This is a genomic window from Pseudomonas sp. AC016 (genome assembly GCF_979253365.1).
Genome location: NZ_CEEDCC010000001.1, coordinates 4,694,245 through 4,715,218, shown reverse-complemented (window position 1 = coordinate 4,715,218; position 20,974 = coordinate 4,694,245). Strand labels below are relative to the sequence as shown.

Genomic DNA, 20,974 nt, shown 5'->3' with positions numbered 1-20,974 from the left:
TGCTCCTAAGGTAATCCGTCTGGATCGACCATCGATACGTTAACTATCGTCCCGCTCGCGGATGTATTCCGCCAGCAGCTTCTTCTCTTCTCCAGAAAGCGAGCGGCTTTCCAGAAGATCAGCGCGTCGTTCATAGGTCCGCCCAAGGGACTGCTGTAAACGCCAACGCCGGATGTGCGCGTGATTGCCACTTAGCAACACGTCGGGAACACGCTGATCCGCATACACCTCAGGTCGGGTGTAATGCGGGCAATCCAGCAGACCGTCCGTGAAGGAATCTTCCTCCGCGGAGTCCACATGCCCTAAAGCTCCAGGCAGCAGCCGCGTAACCGCGTCAATCAGGACCATCGCCGGCAGCTCGCCACCGGAAAGAACATAGTCACCAATCGACCACTCTTCATCGACATGAGCCTCAATAAAGCGCTCGTCAATGCCTTCATAACGACCGGCGATGAGGATAATCGCGTCCTCTTGCGCCAGTTCGCGTACCGCAGACTGATCCAGCTTGCGGCCTTGTGGCGACAGGTAGATCACCTTCGCCGCATCCCCCGCCGCTTGCCTGGCCTGAACCAGAGCATCTTCAAGGGGCTTGATCTTCATCACCATGCCCGGACCACCGCCAAATGGGCGATCATCCACAGTGTGATGGCGATCAGTGGTGTAATCCCGCGGATTCCAACAGGTAAGCTGCAACAGCCCCTGTTTCACCGCACGGCTGGTAATGCCGTATTCGCTGATGGCGAAAAACATCTCGGGAAACAGACTGATGACTTCTATGCGTAGGCTAGCCATGGCACTCAGAAGTCCGCATCCCAATCCACCTTCATCTCGCCAGCACCCAGGTCGACTGCCAACACGCATTGCTCCGTATAGGGCAACAGGCGTTCACGATCATCCAGGCTGCCCGCGCAGGGCTTTACAACCATTACATCGTTCGAACCGGTTTCGAGCAGGTGATCGATTTTCCCGAGCAGTTGCCCGAGTTGGTCAATGACCTTGAGGCCTTCAAGCTGGTACCAGTAGTACTCGCCATCGTCCAGATCAGGGAACAGGTTACGCGGCACGCAGATTTCGTAACCGGAGAGAAGACGGGCTTCTTCACGATCATCGAGACCTTTGAGCTTTGCGACCAGAAACTTGCTCTGCAAGCGTCCGCTGACCAGCTCAACCTGCTTCTCAACGCTGCCTTCGCGCCGAAGCGTCCAGGTTTTGTAGTCCAACAGGTTTCCAATCGGATCAGTAAAGGAAAAAACCTTCACTTCGCCGCGAACGCCATGAACTGAGTAAATCTTGCCAATGACGATCAGATCGTCGGCAGGTGCAGGCGTCGCGTTCATAAGACTCAGGCCGCGGCCTTTGCCTTGTTGTGCTCTTTGAGCAGCTGTGCAACGCGCTCGGAAGTTTGTGCACCCACGCTCAACCAGTAGTTGACGCGTTCTTCGTTAACGGACAAACGGATTTCCTGACCACGGGCAACCGGGTTGAAGAAACCAACCTGTTCCTTGTGGGAACCGTCACGAGCGTTGCGGCTGTCGGTTACGGTCAAGTGGTAAAACGGGCGCTTTTTGGAGCCGCCAAGGGCAAGACGGATGGTTAGCATTGAACATCGTTCCTGTAGTCGGTGCTGCAAATCTAAGATGCACAGCGGGCATAGGTGCCCGAAAGGCCGCATATTCTAAGGAATATCCCGACTTTTGCAAATGTCTTTTTCCGGCGCCTATTGGCGTGCCGTCCAGATTTGCTGGAGCGCTGTCGGTATGACAGCACGTAGAAGCCCGCACAACGCGGGCTGAGCGGGGGTCGCCCCCCATGCGGGACGCGCGCAAGACACTACGCGCGCGACACAATCACATCTTTGGCATGCCGCCGCCGGGGAACATTCCACCCATGCCGCGCATCATTTTCGCCATTCCGCCCTTGGCGGAGAACTTCTTCATCATCTTCTGCATCTGCTTATGCTGCTTGATCAGACGCCCGATGTCCTGAACCTGGGTTCCCGAACCCATCGAAATGCGGCGCTTGCGCGAACCGCTGATCAGATCGGGATCACGGCGCTCGGCCGGCGTCATCGAGTTGATGATGGCTTCCATCTGCTTGAACTGCTTCTCGGCTGCACCCTGCGCGTTGCCCATCTGTGACAGGTTGACGCCGCCGATGCTCGGCAGTTTGTCCATCAGGCCGCCAAGGCCGCCCATGTTCTTCATCTGTTGCAGCTGATCGCGGAAGTCTTCGAGGTCGAAACCCTTGCCCTTCTTCAGCTTCTTGGCCAGCTTGTCGGCCTTGTCCTTGTCGAGGGTCTGTTCGGCCTGCTCGATCAGGCTGAGCACGTCGCCCATGCCGAGGATTCGCGAAGCGATACGGTCCGGGTGGAACGGCTCGAGCGCGTCGCTCTTCTCGCCCATACCGATGAACTTGATCGGCTTGCCGGTGATGGCCCGTACCGACAACGCGGCACCGCCACGAGCATCACCGTCGACCTTGGTCAGGATCACGCCGGTCAGCGGCAGCGCATCGCCGAATGCCTTGGCGGTGTTGGCAGCATCCTGGCCGGTCATGGCGTCGACGACGAACAGCGTCTCGGCCGGCTTGACCGCCGCGTGCAGCGACTGGATCTCGCCCATCATCTCGGCGTCGATGTGCAGACGGCCGGCGGTGTCGACGATCACCACATCAATGAATTTGAGTTTGGCTTCTTTAATAGCCGCCTGGGCGATGTCCACCGGCTTCTGGCTGATGTCGGACGCAAAGAACGTCACGCCGATATCGTTGGCCAGGGTTTCGAGCTGCTTGATGGCGGCGGGACGGTAGACGTCGACCGAAACCACCATCACGGTTTTCTTCTTGCGCTCTTTAAGGAAGCGCGCCAGCTTGCCGGCAGTCGTGGTTTTACCCGCACCCTGCAGACCGGCCATCAGCACGACGGCTGGCGGTGTGACGTTGAGCACCAGGTCTTCGTTGGCGGCACCCATCAGGCTTTCGAGTTCGGCCTGGACGATCTTCACGAACGCCTGGCCCGGCGTCAGGCTGCGCGACACTTCGGTGCCGACCGCACGTTCCTTGACGTTGTTGACGAAGTCCTTCACCACCGGCAGCGCGACGTCGGCTTCGAGCAAGGCCATGCGCACTTCGCGCAGCGTGTCCTTGATATTGTCCTCGTTCAGCTTGGCCTTGCCAGTTACGTGGCGAAGCGTCTGCGAGAGGCGGTCTGTCAGATTTTCAAACATGGGCGATCCTTTCAGGCTCTCGTCGAACCCCGGTTGATGCGGCCCGGCCCGTGATGCAGAAATGGCGCTCGGCGAGCCTGCGGCTTGAGCAGGTGGCGGATTATAGCGAAGACTCCGCTGCACGGACACCACGCAGACTGCTTCTGTGGTCTTTCGTGATTTGCCGGTTCTATGCCAAACTCAGCGTCTTTTCAGGCCCGTCCATCAGGATCTATGTCCCCTTTGCCACCCAGCCTGCTCCCAAGCCTCGCCGCCGCCAGTCTTTACGCCGCTGCGACCGTCTATCAGGGTCTTCGTCTGAGCCAGAGCGTCAGGCCTGACAAGCGGCTGCTGTACCTGCTCGGCACGCTTGCCGTGATCGCCCATGCCATCGGCCTGTTCTCGCAACTGGCACGCCCGGTCGGCCTTGGTCTGGACTTCTTCAATTCGGCCAGCCTGATTGCTGCGTCGGTGATCGTCGTGACTCTGATCGCCACCACCCGCATCCCGGTAGAAAACCTGCTTGTCCTGCTGTTCCCTCTCGGCATGATCACCGCCCTGCTGGCGCAGTTTGCGCCGAGTGGCACGGTGCAGCCGATCGACGAAGAGCCGGGCATTCTCAGCCATATTCTGCTGTCGCTGCTGGCCTATGGCATGTTTACCATCGCAGCATTCCAGTCCCTGCTGTTGCTGGTGCAGGATTACCAGCTCAAGCACAAGCATCCGCTGGGCCTGATCAAGAATTTCCCGCCCTTGCAGACGATGGAAAGCCTGTTGTTCGGTTTCCTGTGGGCAGGCTGGATACTGCTGTCGCTGTCGCTGATTTCCGGCTGGGTGTTCGTCGAAAACCTGTTCGCTCAGCATCTGGCGCACAAGACCCTGCTGGCCTGTCTGGCCTGGATCGTGTTCAGCGTGCTGCTGTGGGGCCGTAACCGCCTCGGCTGGCGTGGACACAAGGCCATCCGCTGGACGCTGGGTGGCTTCTGCCTGCTGATGCTGGCCTATTTCGGCAGCAAGCTGGTACGCGAATTCATTCTGCATATCTGACGGGCGATGATCATGGATAACCTGCCCATCGCCCCGCTGCTTGGCGTTCTGGCGCTATTGATACTCTGGTCCGGTCTGTTCACCGCAGTGGAGAACGCCCACCAACAACTCAAGATCATGCGCGCAGGCAGCCGTCCCGGCGACTCGACGCTTCCCGAACTGGCCTTCAACCTCAACAGCCTGATTCTCTGTAATACGTTGATCAGGGTGCTGATCACCGTGATTGCGACCCTGATTGCCGCCGATTACTGGTTCTACAACGGGCCGACCGTGGCCTGGCTGGGCACCGCTGGCGTGCTGCTGGTGTTTGGCGAGTACATGCCGCGCCGTCTGGCCAGCCGCTATCCCGTCTCGACACTGCACCTGGGCAACGGCCTGCTGCGCTTGCCAATGATGATCGTCCGACCGGTGACCTGGGTGTTCAATACCCTTGCGAAAACCCTGCTGCGTCCTGTTCTCAAGGGCAATGTGCAGGACCCTGGCCGGGAGTTCGACGAAGAAGCACAGCAAACCCCTCATCACGACGGCGTTCAGGAACATTACCCACGCGCCAACGTGCTGTCCGGCATTCATGCGCTGAACAGCATCACCGTGAATGACATCCTGATTCCGCGCAGCGAAGTGGACGGCGTCAACCTTGACGACTCCATCGAGCTGATCATCGAGCGCCTGATCATTTCCCGTCACACGCGCCTGCCGGTGTTTCACAACGACATCAATCAGGTGCAAGGCATCATCAACACCCGCGACATCAGCCACCTGCTGCCCAAGGGCACGCTGACCAAGGAACAGCTGCTGTCGGTCTGCTATGAACCGTACTTCGTGCCAGAAAGCACGCCGCTGCAACTGCAACTGCTCAACTTCCACAAGCAGCAGCGCCGCCTTGGCATCGTGGTCGATGAGTATGGCGAAGTGCTGGGCATCGTCACGCTCGAGGACATTCTTGAGGAAATCGTCGGCGAGTTCGAAAGCGAGCAGACGCTCGATAATCCGCATATCAAACGCCAGGAAGACGGCCGCCTGGAAGTGGAAGGCGCCGCCTCTATCCGTGATCTGAACAAGAGCCTGGGCTGGCACCTGCCGTCTGACGGCCCGAAAACCCTGAACGGACTGGTCACCGAGGCACTGGAGACCATTCCCGAAGCGCCGGTCTGCCTGAAGATTGGTCCATACCGGCTGGAAATTCTGGAAACCGAAGACAACCGTGTGACGCGCGTCGCCATGTGGCAGAACGCGCCGAGCCTGGTGTTCAAGTAAGGAACGATTCAGCGCCGTGTAAGCACTTGTTTCAGATCCAGTCCGCTTCCTATAATCGAGACGCTTATCCAGCCCGGCCGTCGTTGTGCTACCCGCACGCCAGACGATAGGCCTGTAGCCTGAACGCTTCAATTCTCTGGCTCGCGCCCTTACCCATGAGCGCGGCCATTGCCCTCTCGCCCAACCGGGCTACGCTGCTCAGCGCTGCGCCATAATGACGTAACAACCACAATAACGAAGACTTGCCGTCGCGCATGCCGTGCCGACCGGCAAGATGACCGTCAGGGATAACCGCATGACCAGCACCTCAACCGCTCACGAAGACACCGCAGCTGCGCCGCCCGCCAACTCTGCGACCCGCGTCGCCACGGCCAGCTTCATCGGCACGGCCATCGAGTTCTATGATTTCTACGTTTACGCCACTGCCGCCGCGCTGGTGATCGGCCCGGTGTTCTTTCCGCAAACGTCCGGCACCGCACAGATGCTGTCGTCATTTCTGACCTTCGGTATCGCCTTCCTCGCGCGCCCGCTGGGCTCGGCACTGTTCGGCCACTTTGGTGATCGCATCGGCCGCAAGTCAACGCTGGTGGCTTCGCTACTGCTGATGGGCATCTGCACCACCCTTATTGGCGTATTGCCGGGCTACGCAACCATTGGTGCCTGGGCGCCGATCCTGCTATGCGTGCTGCGCTTCGGCCAAGGGCTTGGACTGGGTGGCGAATGGGGCGGCGCTGCGCTTCTGGCGACGGAAAACGCACCCAAGGGCAAGCGCGCCTGGTTCGGTATGTTTCCGCAGCTGGGTCCTTCGATCGGCTTTCTTGCCGCCAACGGCCTGTTCCTGACTCTGGCGATGACCCTGAGCGACGAGCAGTTCCGTGACTGGGGCTGGCGGATTCCGTTTCTGCTCAGCGCCTTGCTGGTCATGGTCGGGCTGTACGTGCGCCTGAAGCTTGAAGAAACCCCGGTGTTCGCCAAGGCCATGGCTCGTCATGAGCGGGTCAGAATGCCCATCGTGGAAACCTTCCGCGATCACTGGAAGCCGATGCTGCTGGGCGCCGCTTCGATGGTTGTGTGCTATGCGCTGTTCTATATCTCGACGGTGTTTTCCCTGAGCTACGGTGTCTCGACACTGGGCTATACGCGGGAAACCTTCCTGGGGCTGCTGTGCTTCGCCGTTCTGTTCATGGCAGCCGCCACGCCGCTGGCAGCGCTGGCGAGCGACCGTTTCGGACGCAAACCGGTCCTGCTGGTCGGTGGCGTGCTGGCGATTCTGTCGGGCTTTGCCATGGAACCGCTCCTGACCCACGGCACCACATGGGGCGTGGCACTGTTCCTGTGCATCGAACTGTTCCTGATGGGCGTCACCTTCGCACCGATGGGCGCGCTGCTACCTGAGCTGTTTCCGACGCAAGTTCGTTACACCGGGGCATCGGCTGCCTACAACCTGGGGGGAATCGTCGGGGCTTCGGTCGCACCCTTCTTCGCCCAGAAACTGGTAGCGATGGGAGGACTGAGCTGGGTGGGCGGGTATGTGTCGGCGGCGGCGCTGATCAGCGTGCTCGCGGTGCTGTGCCTGAAAGAGACACGCAATGAGGACTTGAATCAGGTGGGTTGAACACATCCCTGATCGTGCCCGTGGGCACGATCAGGGACAACGTTACAGCTCGACCTTGACCGCCTGCGATGCGCGGGTGGCTTTGGCGCGGGCAGCTTCAATGGATTCGTCACGCGCCAGGGCTACGCCCATACGGCGCTGACCATTGACTTCCGGCTTGCCGAACAGACGCAAGGCAGTGTCCGGCTCGGCCAATGCTGCACCGAGGTTGGAGAACGCGGTCTGCGTCGACTGACCTTCGACCAGAATCACTGCCGAAGCCGACGGGCCGAACTGGCGGATCAACGGAACCGGCAGGCCCAGGATGGCGCGGGCGTGCAAAGCGAATTGCGACAAGTCCTGGGAAATCAATGTCACCAGACCGGTGTCATGCGGGCGCGGCGACACTTCGCTGAACCACACCTGATCACCCTTGATGAACAGCTCAACCCCGAAGATGCCGCGACCGCCCAGCGCCTCGGTCACAGCCTTGGCCACGCGCTCGGACTCTGCCAGCGCTGCCGGGCTCATCGCCTGTGGCTGCCAGGATTCCTGGTAATCGCCCTTCTCCTGTCGATGGCCGACCGGCGCACAGAATGTGGTGCCGCCCACATGACGCACGGTCAGCAGGGTGATTTCGTAATCAAAGTCGATGAACCCCTCGACGATCACACGGCCTTTACCGGCACGCCCGCCTTCTTGCGCGTAATCCCAGGCTTTCTGTACGTCGTCAGCGCTTTTGAGCAGGCTCTGGCCCTTGCCCGACGAACTCATGACCGGCTTGACCACACATGGGAAGCCCAAATCCTGGACCGCCTTGCTGTAGGCCTCGAAGGTGTCGGCAAAGTAGTAAGGCGAAGTCGGCAGCTTCAGCTCTTCAGCGGCCAGACGACGAATGCCTTCGCGGTTCATGGTCAGCTGCGCTGCGCGAGCGGTCGGGATGACGGTGAAACCTTCGGCCTCCAGCTCTACCAGCGTGGCGGTGGCGATGGCCTCGATTTCCGGAACGATGAAATGCGGCTTCTCGGCCTCGATCACTGCGCGCAGCGCGGCGCCGTCGAGCATGTTGACCACGTGGCTGCGGTGCGCAACCTGCATCGCCGGGGCGTTGGCATAGCGGTCGACCGCAATCACCTCGACGCCCAGGCGTTGCAGCTCGATCACGACTTCCTTGCCAAGCTCGCCGCTGCCGCAGAACAATACGCGCGTCGCGGTAGGCGACAGTGGAGTTCCGATTTGAGTCATCTCAGGTCCTCGTGGAGCAGATATCGAGGGCAGCCCGCCGTGTGCGAGCAACCGCTGTGGAGAAAGGCGCGCAATTTACCATGAAGCCCCGACAAATGGGGGCTCAACCCGGACAAGCATTGTTGCGTGCCCGCCAGGCCATGATCATCCAGACAACAGTCACTCCGGCAAACTTGGAGAGCAGCGCGGTCAGAATCACGGGTGTTGTCAGGGCGTCGATCATGCCGAAGAAGATGAAGGTGTCCAGCGGAATGCTCAACGCCGAACTGATCCACAGACGGTCGCGCAGTGGTCGCCTGGTGATGCTGAATACCAGCCAGTCGATGCATTCGGATACCGCAAATGCCGTGGCACTGGCCAGGGCAATGGTCGGATCGCTGGTGACATAGGACAGCACCAGCGCCGCCAGCATGGCGAGAATCGCGCCGTGGCCGAACCGGATCTGCACCATGTCGCGCAGCACGAACACCAGCCCGCCCCAGGCCGACCAGATGATATCAAGATGCGGTGCACTGGAAAACGCGAAGTTGATCAGCACGACGCTGCCGATGTAGGCGATCAGAAAAAGCATGGGCGGGTACTGTTGCCTGAAAAATGGGTGCCAATGGTAGCAGCAGGGAAAGCCGGGGTGGATATAGCGCCGCAGGTTTGATCCAGAGAAAACCCGTGGGAGGCCCACTAAGTCTTCGGCGCTATGATTCGGCAGGGCTCAACCCTTGCCACCCACCGTCCACATCATCCCGCTGGCCCTGGCCCGATCTTCACACAGGCCGAGCACAACACGGCGCTCGTCATTGCTCATGCGACTCCAGCGGGTGATTTCGCTGACGGTGCGCTGGCAGCCGGTGCAGATATCATCTTCGTCCAGCGCGCAAATGCTGACGCAGGGCGAACGGACCGGCTTTTCGACTATCGATTCAGTGCTCATCAATCTTCCTGCACCGCCAGGTCGCGGGCATAGCGTTGGGCGTTGTGGACGTAATGGGCAGCGCTGGCTTCGAGCATTTTCTTCTGCACATCGGTCAGCTCGCGGACAATCTTGCCCGGCGAGCCCATCACCAGCGAGCCATCGGGAATGACCTTGCCTTCGCCGATCAGTGAATTGGCGCCGATGATGCAGTACTTCCCGATCTTCGCCCCATTGAGGATGACCGCGTTGATACCGATCAGGCTGTAATCGGCAACGCTGCAGCCGTGAAGCATGGCGTTGTGGCCTATGGTCACGCCCTTGCCGATGTTCAGCGGCGAGCCCATGTCGGTGTGCATCACTGTGCCGTCCTGCACGTTACTGTTTTCGCCGATATGAATCAGTTCGTTATCGCCACGCAACACGGTGTTGAACCACACACTGGCCCCCGCCTCCAGCCTGACCTTGCCGATCAGCACCGCATTGGGTGCGACCCAGCTTTGCGGATCGGTCTGGACGCGGGATTCTCCCAGTCGGTATTTCATGCGGTTTCCTCAGGCTGGCCATGCTCCTGGGCATGACGCTTTATGGATGACACGGTGCTCAGGTGGTAGAACGTTCGGGCGGATGATGCAGGCTGATCTGCGTGCCGTACATCACGTTGACCAGTTCGACGATCATGATTGCGGTCAGCCCCCAGATCTTGTACTCGCCATAACGGTAGCTGGGGACGTACCAACTGCGTCCTTCGTAGTCGATCCGGTGCGTGTGTTCGCGGGTGTCCTGACGAAAGAACTCCAGCGGCACACTGAACACGGCGGCGATTTCACCATCGTTGGGCCGGTACTCGACAAAGTCGGGAATCACGCCCACATACGGTGTGACCTTGATACCGTGCTTGGAGATCAGCGGGCTCAACGGGCCGACGATTTCCACCAGGCCGGGTGGCAGGCCGATCTCTTCTTCGGCCTCGCGCAAGGCCGTGAAAATCAGGTCAGGGTCTTCGGGATCGCGCCGCCCGCCGGGAAAGGCGACTTCACCGCCATGGGTCGAAAGCCCGCTGGCGCGCAGGGTGAGAATCAACTCCGGTTCGTCACTGCGAGTGACAGGCACCAGCACTGCGGCCTCGGGAAAGGAGCGATCCGTCTCAAGGGTGTCCGGCGTATGACTGACTACACGGCGAAGTAGCTCATCCAGCATGGCAAATCTCGATCTGTTGCTTACCGGCACTATGCACCAAAGCTGCGAAGTGCCCAAGCCCTTGTAGGACAAGTCGCCCCACATAGACGCTTGCTCATCGGCGGCGGGACAAGCCAAGATAGCGCCTGCATTCACTATCGACCGACACCATGAAATTTTGCAGCCAGTGTGGCAACCCCGTCATCCAGCGCATCCCCGAAGGCGACAGCCGCCTGCGGTATGTCTGCGAGCATTGCCACACCATTCATTATCAGAATCCCAACATCGTCGCCGGTTGTCTGGTGACGCTGGGCGACAAGGTGTTGCTGTGCCGTCGCGCCATCGAGCCGCGCCTGGGCTTCTGGACACTGCCAGCCGGGTTCATGGAGAACGGCGAGACCATCGAACAGGCGGCACGGCGCGAGACAGTCGAAGAAGCCTGTGCGGCCCTGGGTGAGCTGCATCTGTACTCAGTGATCGATGTGCCACACATCAATCAGGTGCATGTGTTCTACCGCGCAGAGATGGCAACCGAGGACTTCGCTGCCGGTATTGAAAGCCTCGAAGTGCAATTATTCGAAGAAGCCGACATTCCGTGGCAAGACCTGGCTTTCATGACGGTCAGGCGTACCCTAGAATGCTTCTTCGCGGATCGGCGTCGGCAGGTTTACCCGGTTCATACCAGTGCCCTTCCCCCGTCACGCCCAATGCAGGTTTCTTAATTCAGCTTCGCAATCGAGATTGGCTCTTTTGAGCCCTCAGGGAAATGGTAATGCGCTGGTTGCTCGCTTTCGTCTGCATGTTGTTCGTCCCGCTGTCCCAGGCTGCTTTCACTCAAACCATCGTGCCCAAGGGCAGTGAACAGAAGATCATCAACAATAAGGTGATCAACACCGAAAGCATCGCCGACAAGAAAATCGACAAGGTGCTGGTGCTCAAGTCGGTGCGTCAGTTGCAACTGATCAGCGGCGGCGAAGCGTTGAAGACCTATCGGATTTCTCTGGGCAAGAACCCCAAGGGCACCAAACTTCAGGAAGGCGATCAGCGTACGCCTGAAGGTTTCTACTGGCTCGACTGGCGTCAGCCAAGCGGTAACTACAACCTCTCGATGCACATCTCCTACCCGAACATTTCGGACTCGGCGCGCGCACGGCGTGAGGGCGTAAAGCCGGGCAGCATGATCATGATTCACGGCACGCCGGTGGATGAGGAGTACCCGGAGTGGTATTTCCATACGCTCGACTGGACCAACGGCTGCATCGCGCTGAAGAACAACGACATGCGCGAGATTTGGGATCTGGTGAAAGACGGGACAATGATCGAGATAAGGCCGTAGTCGGGCCAGTCAGACTCGGTGTGATCTTGAGACCGGACGCGGAGCGTCCTGAGAGGCGTTACCACGCAGAGCGTGGTAACGATCAATATCCAGCCCAAAACGCTCACGACCTGCACACTGATCGTGCCCATGCTCCGCGTGGGTATGCAGCCCGGGACGCTCCGCGTCCCATTCGTGCTGACACACAGGCATTTCAACGACAGAACCTAGAACTCTTCCAGCCGCCACACTTCATAAGCAGGTGTTTCGTAGGGATGGCTCTGCTTGAGCGCCGCCACTGCCTGCTGAATCAGCTCATCGGCCACAACCAGCTCGACCTTCCACTCCTCCACCTGCTCAACCACGCCGCCCTGCCCGATAAATGGCTGACTGCCATCCAGCGGGCGGAACTGACCGTGGCCGAGCACTTGCCAGCAACATTGGTCGTAAGCGCCGATCCGCCCTGCACCAGCAGCGAATACGGCATTCTTGACCTCGTCCACATGGCTCGGCGGAACAAAGAAGGCAAGTTTGTACATGTGCCGCCAGCCCGCCTTAGTTAACCCAGGCGCGGGCGTTGCGGAACATACGCATCCAGGCGCCGTCTTCGTTCCAGTCCTCAGGACGCCACGAGTTCTGAACAGCGCGGAACACACGCTCAGGGTGCGGCATCATGATGGTGACGCGACCGTCGAGAGTGGTCAGACCGCCGATACCGCGCGGCGAACCATTCGGGTTGGCCGGGTAGGTTTCGGTGACCTTGCCGTGGTTGTCCACGAAACGCAGCGCGACTGTTCCGGATACGTCAGCTTCCAGCAGCGCATCAGCGTTGCGGAACTCTGCGTGGCCTTCGCCATGAGCGATGGCGATCGGCATACGCGAACCGGCCATGCCTTGCAGGAAGATCGACGGCGACTCCTGGATCTGCACCATCGCGACGCGGGCTTCGAACTGCTCGGAGCGGTTGCGTACGAAGTGCGGCCAGAACTCGCTGCCCGGAATCAGTTCGTGCAGGTTGGAGAGCATCTGGCAACCGTTGCACACACCCAGGGTGAAGCTGTCAGTACGCTCGAAGAAGCCTTGGAAAGCATCGCGGGCGCGGCTGTTGAACAGCGCCGACTTGGCCCAGCCTTCACCGGCACCCAATACGTCGCCGTAAGAGAAGCCACCACAGGCAACCATGCCCTTGAAGTCATTCAGATCGACACGACCAGCCAGGATGTCGCTCATGTGCACGTCAATGGCGTTGAAACCAGCGCGGTCGAACGCAGCAGCCATTTCAACCTGACCGTTGACGCCCTGCTCACGCAGCACAGCCACCTGAGGACGTACACCGGTCTTGATGTAAGGCGCGGCGATGTCATCGTTGACGTCGAAGCCCAGCTTGACGGTCAGGCCAGGGTTATCTTCTTCCAGCAGCGCGTCGAATTCCTGATCGGCGCATTCGGCGTTGTCGCGCAGACGCTGGATCTGATAGCTGGTCTCAGCCCACTGACGCTGCAGCAGACGACGCTGCCCGGTAAAGACCGGCTCGCCCGCGAAGCTGATGACCACTTCATCGTTGTTCACCGGCTGACCGATGACCGACACACAATCTGCCAGACCGGCCGCGCTGAACTGAGCCAGCACCAGCGGCGTGGCGTCCTGACGAACCTGGATGACCGCACCCAGTTCTTCGTTGAACAGAATCTCGTTCAGTTCGGACGCGTTGTCAGCCAGACCGTCGAGGTGCAGCTTGAGGCCGCAGTGACCGGCGAAGGCCATTTCCAGGGTGCTGACCAGCAAGCCACCGTCGGAACGGTCGTGGTAGGACAGGATGTGGCCGTCGGCATTCAGACCCTGAACCACGGCGAAGAACGCCTTGAGGTCTTCAGCGTCATCGACGTCCGGAGCCAGGCGACCCAGCTTGCCGTGAGTCTGGGCAAGAATGGAGGCGCCCATACGGTTCTGGCCACGACCCAGATCGATCAGGATCAGGTCAGTGATGCCCTTGTCCATGCGCAGCTCTGGGGTCAGGGTCTTGCGAATATCAACTACAGGCGCGAAGCCGGTCACGATCAGCGACAGTGGCGACGTTACACTCTTCTCTTCGCTGTCATCGCTCCAGCGGGTCTTCATGGACATGGAGTCCTTGCCCACCGGAATGGTCAGGCCCAGCTCAGGGCACAGTTCCATACCGACCGCTTTCACGGTGTCGTACAGACGGGCGTCTTCACCCGGGTGACCGGCGGCCGACATCCAGTTGGCCGACAGTTTGATGTCGGACAGCTTCTCGATGCGCGAGGCCGCGATGTTGGTCAGGGTTTCGCCGATGGCCATGCGACCCGATGCCGGAGCATCCAGCAGCGCCAGCGGAGTCCGCTCGCCCATGGCCATGGCTTCGCCGGTATTGACGTCGAAGCTAGTGGCGGTCACAGCGCAGTCAGCGACAGGCACCTGCCACGGACCGACCATCTGATCGCGGGCCACAAGGCCGGTAATGCTACGGTCGCCGATAGTGATCAAAAAGCTCTTGCTGGCAACCGCCGGGTGACGCAGCACGCGCTGAACGCTTTCTTCGATGTCCAGCGTGCTCGGATCGAAATCGTCGCCCATCTCGGCTTCGCGCTCGACCGAACGGTGCATGCGCGGGGCCTTGCCCAGCAGCACTTCCAGCGGCATGTCCACCGGGTTGTTGCCGAAATGGCTGTCGGTCACGGTCAGTTGTGGCTCGGCAGTCGCCTCGCCCACCACAGCGAACGGGCAACGCTCGCGCTCGCAGATCGCCTGGAAGCGGTCGAAGTCTTCAACGCCCACCGCCAGAACGTAACGTTCCTGGGATTCGTTGCTCCAGATTTCCAGCGGGGCCATGCCCGGCTCGTCGTTTGGCACGTTACGCAACTCGAAACGACCGCCACGACCGCCATCGTTGACCAGCTCAGGGAAAGCGTTGGACAGACCACCGGCACCCACGTCATGGATGAAGCTGATCGGGTTGCGGTCGCCCAACTGCCAGCAACGGTCGATGACTTCCTGGCAACGACGCTCCATTTCAGGGTTTTCACGCTGAACCGAAGCAAAATCCAGATCCGCAGAGCTGGTGCCGGTCGCCATCGATGAAGCAGCACCGCCGCCCAGACCGATCAGCATGGCCGGACCGCCCAGCACGATCAGCTTGGAACCGATAGTGATCTCGCCCTTCTGGACGTGATCTTCGCGAATGTTGCCCATACCGCCAGCCAGCATGATCGGCTTGTGGTAACCGCGGACTTCGTCGCCATGCGGTGTGGTGATCGATTGCTCGAAGGTACGGAAGTAACCGGTCAGCGCAGGACGGCCGAACTCGTTGTTGAACGCCGCGCCACCCAGCGGGCCTTCGATCATGATGTCCAGCGCGGTCACGATACGATCAGGCTTGCCGTAAGGCTTCTCCCAGGGTTGCACGAAGCCCGGAATCTGCAGGTTGGAAACGGTGAAACCGGTGAGACCAGCCTTCGGCTTGGCGCCGCGACCGGTTGCACCTTCGTCGCGAATCTCCCCACCGGAACCGGTCGATGCGCCCGGGAACGGAGCGATTGCGGTCGGGTGGTTGTGCGTCTCGACCTTCATCAGAATATGCACCGGCTCCTGCACCGCGCCGTACTGGCGGGTTTCCGGATCCGGGAAGAAGCGACCGGCGACATTGCCGACGATCACCGAAGCGTTGTCCTTATAGGCAGACAGAACGCCTTCGCTGTGCATCTGATAGGTGTTCTTGATCATGCCGAACAGGCTTTTTTCCTGGCTCTGGCCATCGATATCCCAACTGGCGTTGAAAATCTTGTGGCGGCAGTGCTCGGAGTTGGCCTGGGCAAACATCATGAGTTCGATGTCGTGCGGGTTGCGACCCAGCCCGTTGAAGCTGGTGACCAGATAGTCGATTTCGTCTTCGGCCAGAGCCAGACCCAATTCAACGTTGGCCTTTTCCAGCGCAGCGCGACCGCCACCCAGGATATCAATCGCCGTCAACGGCTTGGGCTGGGCATGGCTGAACAGACCGGCGGCCTGTTCGTGGTCGCCCAGGACCAGTTGAGTCATGCGGTCGTGCAGGCTGTCGGCGATGGACTGAGCGTCGGCGTCGCTGAACTGGCCTTCTACATAGAAGGCGATCCCGCGTTCGATGCGTTGAATCTTCGCCAGACCGCAGTTGCGAGCGATGTCGCTGGCCTTGCTCGACCATGGCGAAATGGTGCCAAACCGTGGCAACACCAGAAACAGACGGCCACTCGGCTCTTGAACCGGCACGCTTGGGCCGTATTTCAAGAGACGGTCGAGAACCTGCTGTTCTTCGCTGGACAGAGCGTCAGTGACGTCGGCGAAGTGAGCGAATTCAGCGTACAAGCCACTGACAGCTGAAACTTTTTGTTTCAGTTGTTCTAGTAATTTGCTGTGGCGGAAGGCAGAAAGGGCAGGAGCACCGCGCAGGATCAACATCTTCGGGACAGCCTCGGGAAGGGGGTGTGCTTTGAGGCCGCGTATTCTAGCCTAAACTGGGACGTTGATCACCCAAAACGGCAGCATTCCATGCGCCCGAATGTCACTCCACCTTCGAAAACGCGACAAATGCTATCAAAATGCCGTTGCCTATCAGACGCAAGCATCGCTGTCGAGATATGGCGCCCGGTGCGCTTTGCGTATACTGCACCGATGTTCTTCAGACCCGATTTCCGCACTCGTTGCGCCAAGTGGCTCATCGCAACCGGACTCTTCCTGATGCTCAGCGCCTGTGTGGATAAACCCAACACACTGGAGCGGGTCAAGGAGGACGGCGTGCTGCGCGTGGTCACTCGCAACAGTCCGGCCACCTACTTCCAGGATCGCAACGGTGAAACCGGCTTCGAATACGAGCTGGTGAAGCGCTTTGCCGAAGATCTGGGTGTGGAACTTAAGATCGAAACCGCCGATAACCTGGACGACCTTTTCGACCAGATGAACAAGCCGGGAGGCCCGGTACTGGGCGCCGCCGGTCTGATCGACACGGAAAAGCGCAGGCAGCAGGCCCGCTTCTCTCACTCCTACCTCGAAGTCACGCCACAGGTCGTCTATCGCAACGGCCAGTCACGCCCGACCGATGCGGGTGATCTGGTCGGCAAACGCATTGTAGTGCTCAAGGGCAGCAGCCACGCCGAACAGCTCGCCGCGCTGAAAGCGCAGAATCCCGGCATTGAATACGAAGAATCCGACGCGGTGGAAGTCGTCGACTTGCTGCGCATGGTCGATGAAGGCCAGATTGACCTCACGCTGGTCGATTCCAACGAACTGGCAATGAACCAGGTCTACTTCCCCAACGTACGCGTCGCCTTCGACCTGGGTGAAGCCCGCGAACAGCGCTGGGCTGTGGGGCCGGGCGAAGACAACAGCCTGCTCAACGAAATAAACGCCTATCTGGACAAGGTCGAGAAGAACGGCACCCTGCAGCGTCTTAAAGACCGTTACTACGGCCATGTCGACGTACTGGGTTATGTCGGCGCGTATACCTTCGCCCAGCATCTGCAGGAACGCCTGCCCAAATACGAGAAGCACTTCCAGACGTCCGCCAAGAAGGAACAGGTGGACTGGCGTCTGCTGGCGGCCATCGGTTATCAGGAATCGATGTGGCAGCCGACCGTGACCTCCAAGACCGGCGTACGCGGCCTGATGATGCTGACCCAGAACACCGCGCAGGCCATGGGCGTCACCAACCGGCTGGACGCACGACAGAGCATTCAGGGCGGAGCCAAGTACTTTGCCTACGTGAAGGAACAGCTGGATGACAAGATAGAAGAGCCGGATCGCACCTGGTTGGCTCTTGCGTCCTACAACGTAGGCAGCGGCCACTTGGAAGATGCGCGCAAACTGGCGGAAAGCGAGGGTTTGAACCCCAATAAATGGCTCGACGTGAAAAAAATGCTGCCGCGCCTTTCGCAGAAGAAGTGGTACAGCAAAACGCGTTATGGCTATGCTCGTGGCGGCGAGCCGGTACATTTCGTTGCCAACATCCGTCGCTACTACGACATTCTGACCTGGGTCACGCAGCCGCAGCTCGAAGGCGATCAGGTCGCAGAGGGCAATCTGCATGTGCCCGGCGTCGACAAGACCAAACCCACGTCAGACCCAACCCCGGCGCCTGCCGCCAGCGACGACAAGAGCGCGCTCTAAGTCTTACCCTTCTCCGCATCCTTCGCCGCACGCCGCAACCTGAAGAACTCGCTCAGCATCACACTGCACTCCTCCCCCAGCACGCCGCCTTCGAACAACACGCGATGGTTGAGGAACCCCTGGGTGAAGAACTGCCCCTGGCTCTGCACGATGCCCGCCTTCGGCTCCAACGCGCCGTAGACCACCCGTGCCACACGGGAATGCACGATCAGGCCCGCGCACATGCTGCACGGCTCAAGCGTCACATAGAGCGTGCTGCCGGGCAGACGATAGTTGTCCACCGCCTTTGCAGCCTCCCTGATCGCAACCATCTCGGCATGAGCACTCGGGTCGCTGCCACTGATCGGGCAGTTATAGCCGCGGCCGATGATCTCGCCGTTCTGCACGACAACAGCGCCCACCGGCACCTCACCCAACAGCGCGCCTTGCGCAGCGAGCGCCAGCGCCTCGCGCATGAAGTAATGATCGTTGCTGCGATCGATAATCGGCGGCTGGCGCATCACGACACCTCGATGGCGGCCATGAGACCGGTTTCCATGTGATCGATCACGTGGCAGTGAAACATCCACACGCCAGGATTATCGGCCACCAGCGCCACCCGCGCCCGTTCGTTACGACCCAGCAGAAAGGTATCGGTAAAGTAAGGAATGATCTTGCGCCGATTGGAGGCGATCACCTTGAAACTCATGCCGTGCAGGTGAATCGGGTGCTGGTACTGGGTCATGTTCTTCAATTCGAAAATATAGCTCTGCCCCAGCTTTAGCTTGGCAATCGGGCGATCCGCACAGGTCTTGTCGGTGATGTCCCAGGCTTCGCCGTTGATCTGCCACAGGCTCGGCGGCTTGCCGTTATCGGTGTTGACCGACACAGACCCCACCCACTCGAAATTGAAATTGATCTTCTCGGCGCGCTCCAGATCCGGCTCGGCAACCGGATTGGCCGGCAGCTCCGGCGGCCACTCGCCCGGCGCATCATTGTTGGCGACCGAACGAAACGTGCCCAGCCGCACCGGACCGTTACGCAGCGAGATCTCCTCGCCAGCCGCCGGTGCCTTGATCGCCAGACAGATCCGCATACCCGGACCAAGCCAGTACTCGTCGCCAAACGGACGCGGCGTGACCGGATTGCCATCCAGCGCATAGATCTGCGCCTCGGCATCGGGCAGATTGAGGCGATAGGTCACGGTATTGTCGAGATTGAGCAGCCGCACACGGGTAATCTGCCCGGCAGGCAACTCAATGACCGCCTGTGGAACACCGTTCAACGTCGAAAGCCGCCCCGCCGTACCTTCACGCGCCGCCTCGCGCAACACGCTGAACTCGGTGAACGCGCCCTCTTCGTCCACATGCCAGCTTTTCAGACTGACCGTGCGCTCATGCCTGAAGCCGGTCGGCTCGCGCTCTTCAACGATCAACGGCCCGACCAGCCCACGCCCCAGCTCTTCGCTGCTGCTGACGTGCGGGTGATACCAGTAGCTACCGGCGTCCGGCACCCGGAACTTGTAATCGAAATACTCACCCGGCTTGACCGGCAGCTGCGAGACGTACGGTACTCCGTCCATCTCCAGCGGCAACCGAATGCCATGCCAGTGAATCGTCGTCTCGACCGGCAACTGATTGATGAACCGTAACCTCAGCCACTCGCCCTGTCGCACCCGCAACTCTGTGCCCGGTGCTGAACCACCGAACGCCCAGGCAGGCGTCTTGTGGCCGGGGACCAACTCGACGTCCAGCGGCGCAGCGATCAGCACGAAATCAGAACCGGCTTGCGACTCCTTACGCCCCAGCCAATAACGCGAAGCACCACCCGCACCCAGCCCGACCACGGCGAGACCGGCGATGCCTGTGAGGATTTGGCGGCGGGTGAAAGACATAAAGCAAAGACCTCGAAACGACTGCGGGAGCGCGCCCGGAGGGCCGGTGCGCGGGGGCGAATACGATACACCTGCATTTGGGGAAAGATAAGGGTCAAGAAGTAACGCGAACACTGAACCCTGAAAAGCACAGAGGCCATGAGCCGTAATCGGCGTTGTTCAACGCGCCAATGACAGCGATCAACGCAAACAGCAGGTCAAACCGCTCAGGTAGGCGCCTTGATTTTCCTGAGGCCCTGAGAACGGCTCTCCTGGTAAGCGGTCACGCCCAGATAGACGGCAAGGGTGTAGGCAGCCTCGCGATCCTGCATCCCGTCGTGATGACAGGCAACCAGCAATTTTCCATTCTCGTAGACAATAAAGGTACGAAAACTGAGCACGCGAGCGAAGTCGCAGCTGATCACCACACGCTGAGGCGTCCGGTATCCGCGCTGGACACCCGCGACCACCGCGCTGCCTGAACGGTCTACCCTAAGCGACGTGCGTCGATAGAGGCCGACGACAATCCTTGAAGCCAGGAGCGCCATCACCACACAGCCTGACACCGCACCAGCCCACCCTTTGCCCTGCTGACCCTGAGGTGACACCGCCATAAACACCAGCAACACGGCGATCAACCCTAACGGCACCTGGCGTAAAAGCACTGGGAAGACCAGTCGCGATAGACTCAATTTCGGCCGCAGAATCTTGTAGGCCGGAGGAGGCGGTGGCTTGGCCTGGAGGTAAGGCTCGAGCACCCGTCCTGCCATGGCGATCAACTGCGCATCAAGTTGCGCATTCGCTGGCTCGTTCTCAACGAGCAGCATGATGCCCAGATAATGCTCGAGATGCAGAGTGATCACCCCGCCATCCACCGCCAGATCCCAATAACGCTGATCCAGCCCATCCGCCTTTGTCAGCCATTCGCCGTTCAGTTCCTGCTCCAGTGTCAGAGCAATGGCATTGAACAGCGCCCAGTCAGAGACATCGCAAATGTGCAGTTCCATGAATGACCTATGGGATTTGGCGGCGGGTCGTGGCGTCACGTCAAACGAATAAGGGCGCAACGAGTCGTGCACTGCTCGATTGATCGGTAAGCGCCTTAGTGTGCATGAACAGGGACGCGACTTCGACCCGTGCGATCATCGAAAAGTGCGTCAACGCATAACCACTTGCGTCGTTGATGTGATGGACCTTAAAAACGCAAGTACGGGACTCT

At 59.9% G+C, this 20,974-nt stretch carries 19 protein-coding genes and 1 pseudogene; 6 read left to right on the top strand and 14 right to left on the bottom strand.

The genetic code is table 11. From position 1 onward, the window contains the following. Positions 1–39: 39 nt before the first annotated feature. From trmD to ffh, 4 genes are all read right to left on the bottom strand, one after another. Positions 40–792: a tRNA (guanosine(37)-N1)-methyltransferase TrmD gene (gene trmD / locus AC0IXS_RS21275; RefSeq protein ID WP_471825611.1), complete on the bottom strand. Its 753-nt coding sequence runs from the start codon at positions 790–792 to the stop codon at positions 40–42. A 5-nt stretch (positions 793–797) separates the two neighbouring features. Continuing rightward, entirely contained in the window at positions 798–1,337 is a 540-nt protein-coding gene (gene rimM / locus AC0IXS_RS21270; RefSeq protein ID WP_004878870.1) for a ribosome maturation factor RimM, read from the bottom strand. A gap of 5 nt (positions 1,338–1,342) precedes the next feature. Further along, positions 1,343–1,600, bottom strand: coding sequence for a 30S ribosomal protein S16 (rpsP, locus tag AC0IXS_RS21265; RefSeq protein WP_024685933.1), 258 nt, complete (start codon positions 1,598–1,600; stop codon positions 1,343–1,345). Between the two features lie 247 nt (positions 1,601–1,847). Then, positions 1,848–3,224, bottom strand: coding sequence for a signal recognition particle protein (gene ffh, locus AC0IXS_RS21260; RefSeq protein WP_004878868.1), 1,377 nt, complete (start codon positions 3,222–3,224; stop codon positions 1,848–1,850). 213 nt (positions 3,225–3,437) lie between these two features. Between ffh and AC0IXS_RS21255 the strand changes: the two genes are divergently transcribed. The 3 genes from AC0IXS_RS21255 (at position 3,438) to AC0IXS_RS21245 (ending at position 7,122) form a co-directional block, all read left to right on the top strand. Beyond that, the gene (locus tag AC0IXS_RS21255) at positions 3,438–4,250 is read left to right on the top strand and encodes a cytochrome C assembly family protein (protein ID WP_057409035.1); all 813 of its coding nucleotides are present in this window, start codon (positions 3,438–3,440) and stop codon (positions 4,248–4,250) included. 12 nt (positions 4,251–4,262) lie between these two features. Then, positions 4,263–5,507, top strand: coding sequence for a transporter associated domain-containing protein (locus tag AC0IXS_RS21250; protein ID WP_057409101.1), 1,245 nt, complete (start codon positions 4,263–4,265; stop codon positions 5,505–5,507). A 295-nt stretch (positions 5,508–5,802) separates the two neighbouring features. Next, positions 5,803–7,122, top strand: coding sequence for an MFS transporter (locus AC0IXS_RS21245; RefSeq protein ID WP_122667657.1), 1,320 nt, complete (start codon positions 5,803–5,805; stop codon positions 7,120–7,122). 42 nt (positions 7,123–7,164) lie between these two features. Here the strand turns inward: AC0IXS_RS21245 and purT are convergent, their stop codons facing one another. The 5 genes from purT to AC0IXS_RS21220 all read right to left on the bottom strand — a co-directional run bounded on the left by purT (position 7,165) and on the right by AC0IXS_RS21220 (position 10,453). Further along, entirely contained in the window at positions 7,165–8,346 is a 1,182-nt protein-coding gene (gene purT / locus AC0IXS_RS21240; RefSeq protein ID WP_057409037.1) for a formate-dependent phosphoribosylglycinamide formyltransferase, read from the bottom strand. A 103-nt stretch (positions 8,347–8,449) separates the two neighbouring features. Continuing rightward, positions 8,450–8,917, bottom strand: a complete 468-nt coding sequence (locus AC0IXS_RS21235) for a VUT family protein (protein ID WP_004878860.1) — start codon at positions 8,915–8,917, stop codon at positions 8,450–8,452. A gap of 138 nt (positions 8,918–9,055) precedes the next feature. After that, positions 9,056–9,274, bottom strand: a complete 219-nt coding sequence (locus AC0IXS_RS21230; RefSeq protein WP_057409038.1) for a DUF1289 domain-containing protein — start codon at positions 9,272–9,274, stop codon at positions 9,056–9,058. Then, complete coding sequence (locus AC0IXS_RS21225) at positions 9,274–9,798, bottom strand: gamma carbonic anhydrase family protein (protein WP_057409039.1); 525 nt, start codon at positions 9,796–9,798, stop codon at positions 9,274–9,276. The genes AC0IXS_RS21230 and AC0IXS_RS21225 overlap by 1 nt, the downstream gene beginning before the upstream one ends. 58 nt (positions 9,799–9,856) lie before the next feature. Further along, complete coding sequence (locus AC0IXS_RS21220; protein WP_004878851.1) at positions 9,857–10,453, bottom strand: CoA pyrophosphatase; 597 nt, start codon at positions 10,451–10,453, stop codon at positions 9,857–9,859. Positions 10,454–10,602: 149 nt separating this feature from the next. Between AC0IXS_RS21220 and AC0IXS_RS21215 the strand changes: the two genes are divergently transcribed. Continuing rightward, the gene (locus AC0IXS_RS21215; protein ID WP_122667658.1) at positions 10,603–11,154 is read left to right on the top strand and encodes an NUDIX hydrolase; all 552 of its coding nucleotides are present in this window, start codon (positions 10,603–10,605) and stop codon (positions 11,152–11,154) included. A gap of 191 nt (positions 11,155–11,345) precedes the next feature. After that, positions 11,346–11,768 (top strand): annotated as a pseudogene (locus AC0IXS_RS21210) (L,D-transpeptidase family protein); the annotation flags it as partial. Positions 11,769–11,974: 206 nt separating this feature from the next. Here the strand turns inward: AC0IXS_RS21210 and AC0IXS_RS21205 are convergent. After that, on the bottom strand, positions 11,975–12,286 hold the full coding sequence (locus AC0IXS_RS21205) for a YqfO family protein (protein WP_057409042.1): 312 nt from the start codon (positions 12,284–12,286) through the stop codon (positions 11,975–11,977). A 16-nt stretch (positions 12,287–12,302) separates the two neighbouring features. Then, positions 12,303–16,199 (bottom strand): phosphoribosylformylglycinamidine synthase, encoded by a 3,897-nt coding sequence (purL, locus tag AC0IXS_RS21200; protein WP_449124441.1) that lies wholly within the window; start codon positions 16,197–16,199, stop codon positions 12,303–12,305. Between the two features lie 213 nt (positions 16,200–16,412). Here purL and mltF point away from each other — a divergent pair, with 213 nt between their 5' ends. After that, complete coding sequence (gene mltF / locus AC0IXS_RS21195; protein ID WP_081021729.1) at positions 16,413–17,903, top strand: membrane-bound lytic murein transglycosylase MltF; 1,491 nt, start codon at positions 16,413–16,415, stop codon at positions 17,901–17,903. On the opposite strand, the gene tadA is transcribed toward mltF, so the two are convergent. From tadA to AC0IXS_RS21180, 3 genes are all read right to left on the bottom strand, one after another. Further along, positions 17,900–18,403 (bottom strand): tRNA adenosine(34) deaminase TadA, encoded by a 504-nt coding sequence (tadA, locus tag AC0IXS_RS21190; RefSeq protein WP_471825605.1) that lies wholly within the window; start codon positions 18,401–18,403, stop codon positions 17,900–17,902. The genes mltF and tadA overlap by 4 nt on opposite strands. Continuing rightward, complete coding sequence (locus tag AC0IXS_RS21185) at positions 18,403–19,776, bottom strand: multicopper oxidase family protein (RefSeq protein ID WP_320470487.1); 1,374 nt, start codon at positions 19,774–19,776, stop codon at positions 18,403–18,405. Before AC0IXS_RS21185 ends, tadA begins: the two co-directional genes overlap by 1 nt. A gap of 206 nt (positions 19,777–19,982) precedes the next feature. Continuing rightward, positions 19,983–20,762 (bottom strand): hypothetical protein, encoded by a 780-nt coding sequence (locus tag AC0IXS_RS21180; RefSeq protein ID WP_122667660.1) that lies wholly within the window; start codon positions 20,760–20,762, stop codon positions 19,983–19,985. Positions 20,763–20,974: the final 212 nt, after the last annotated feature.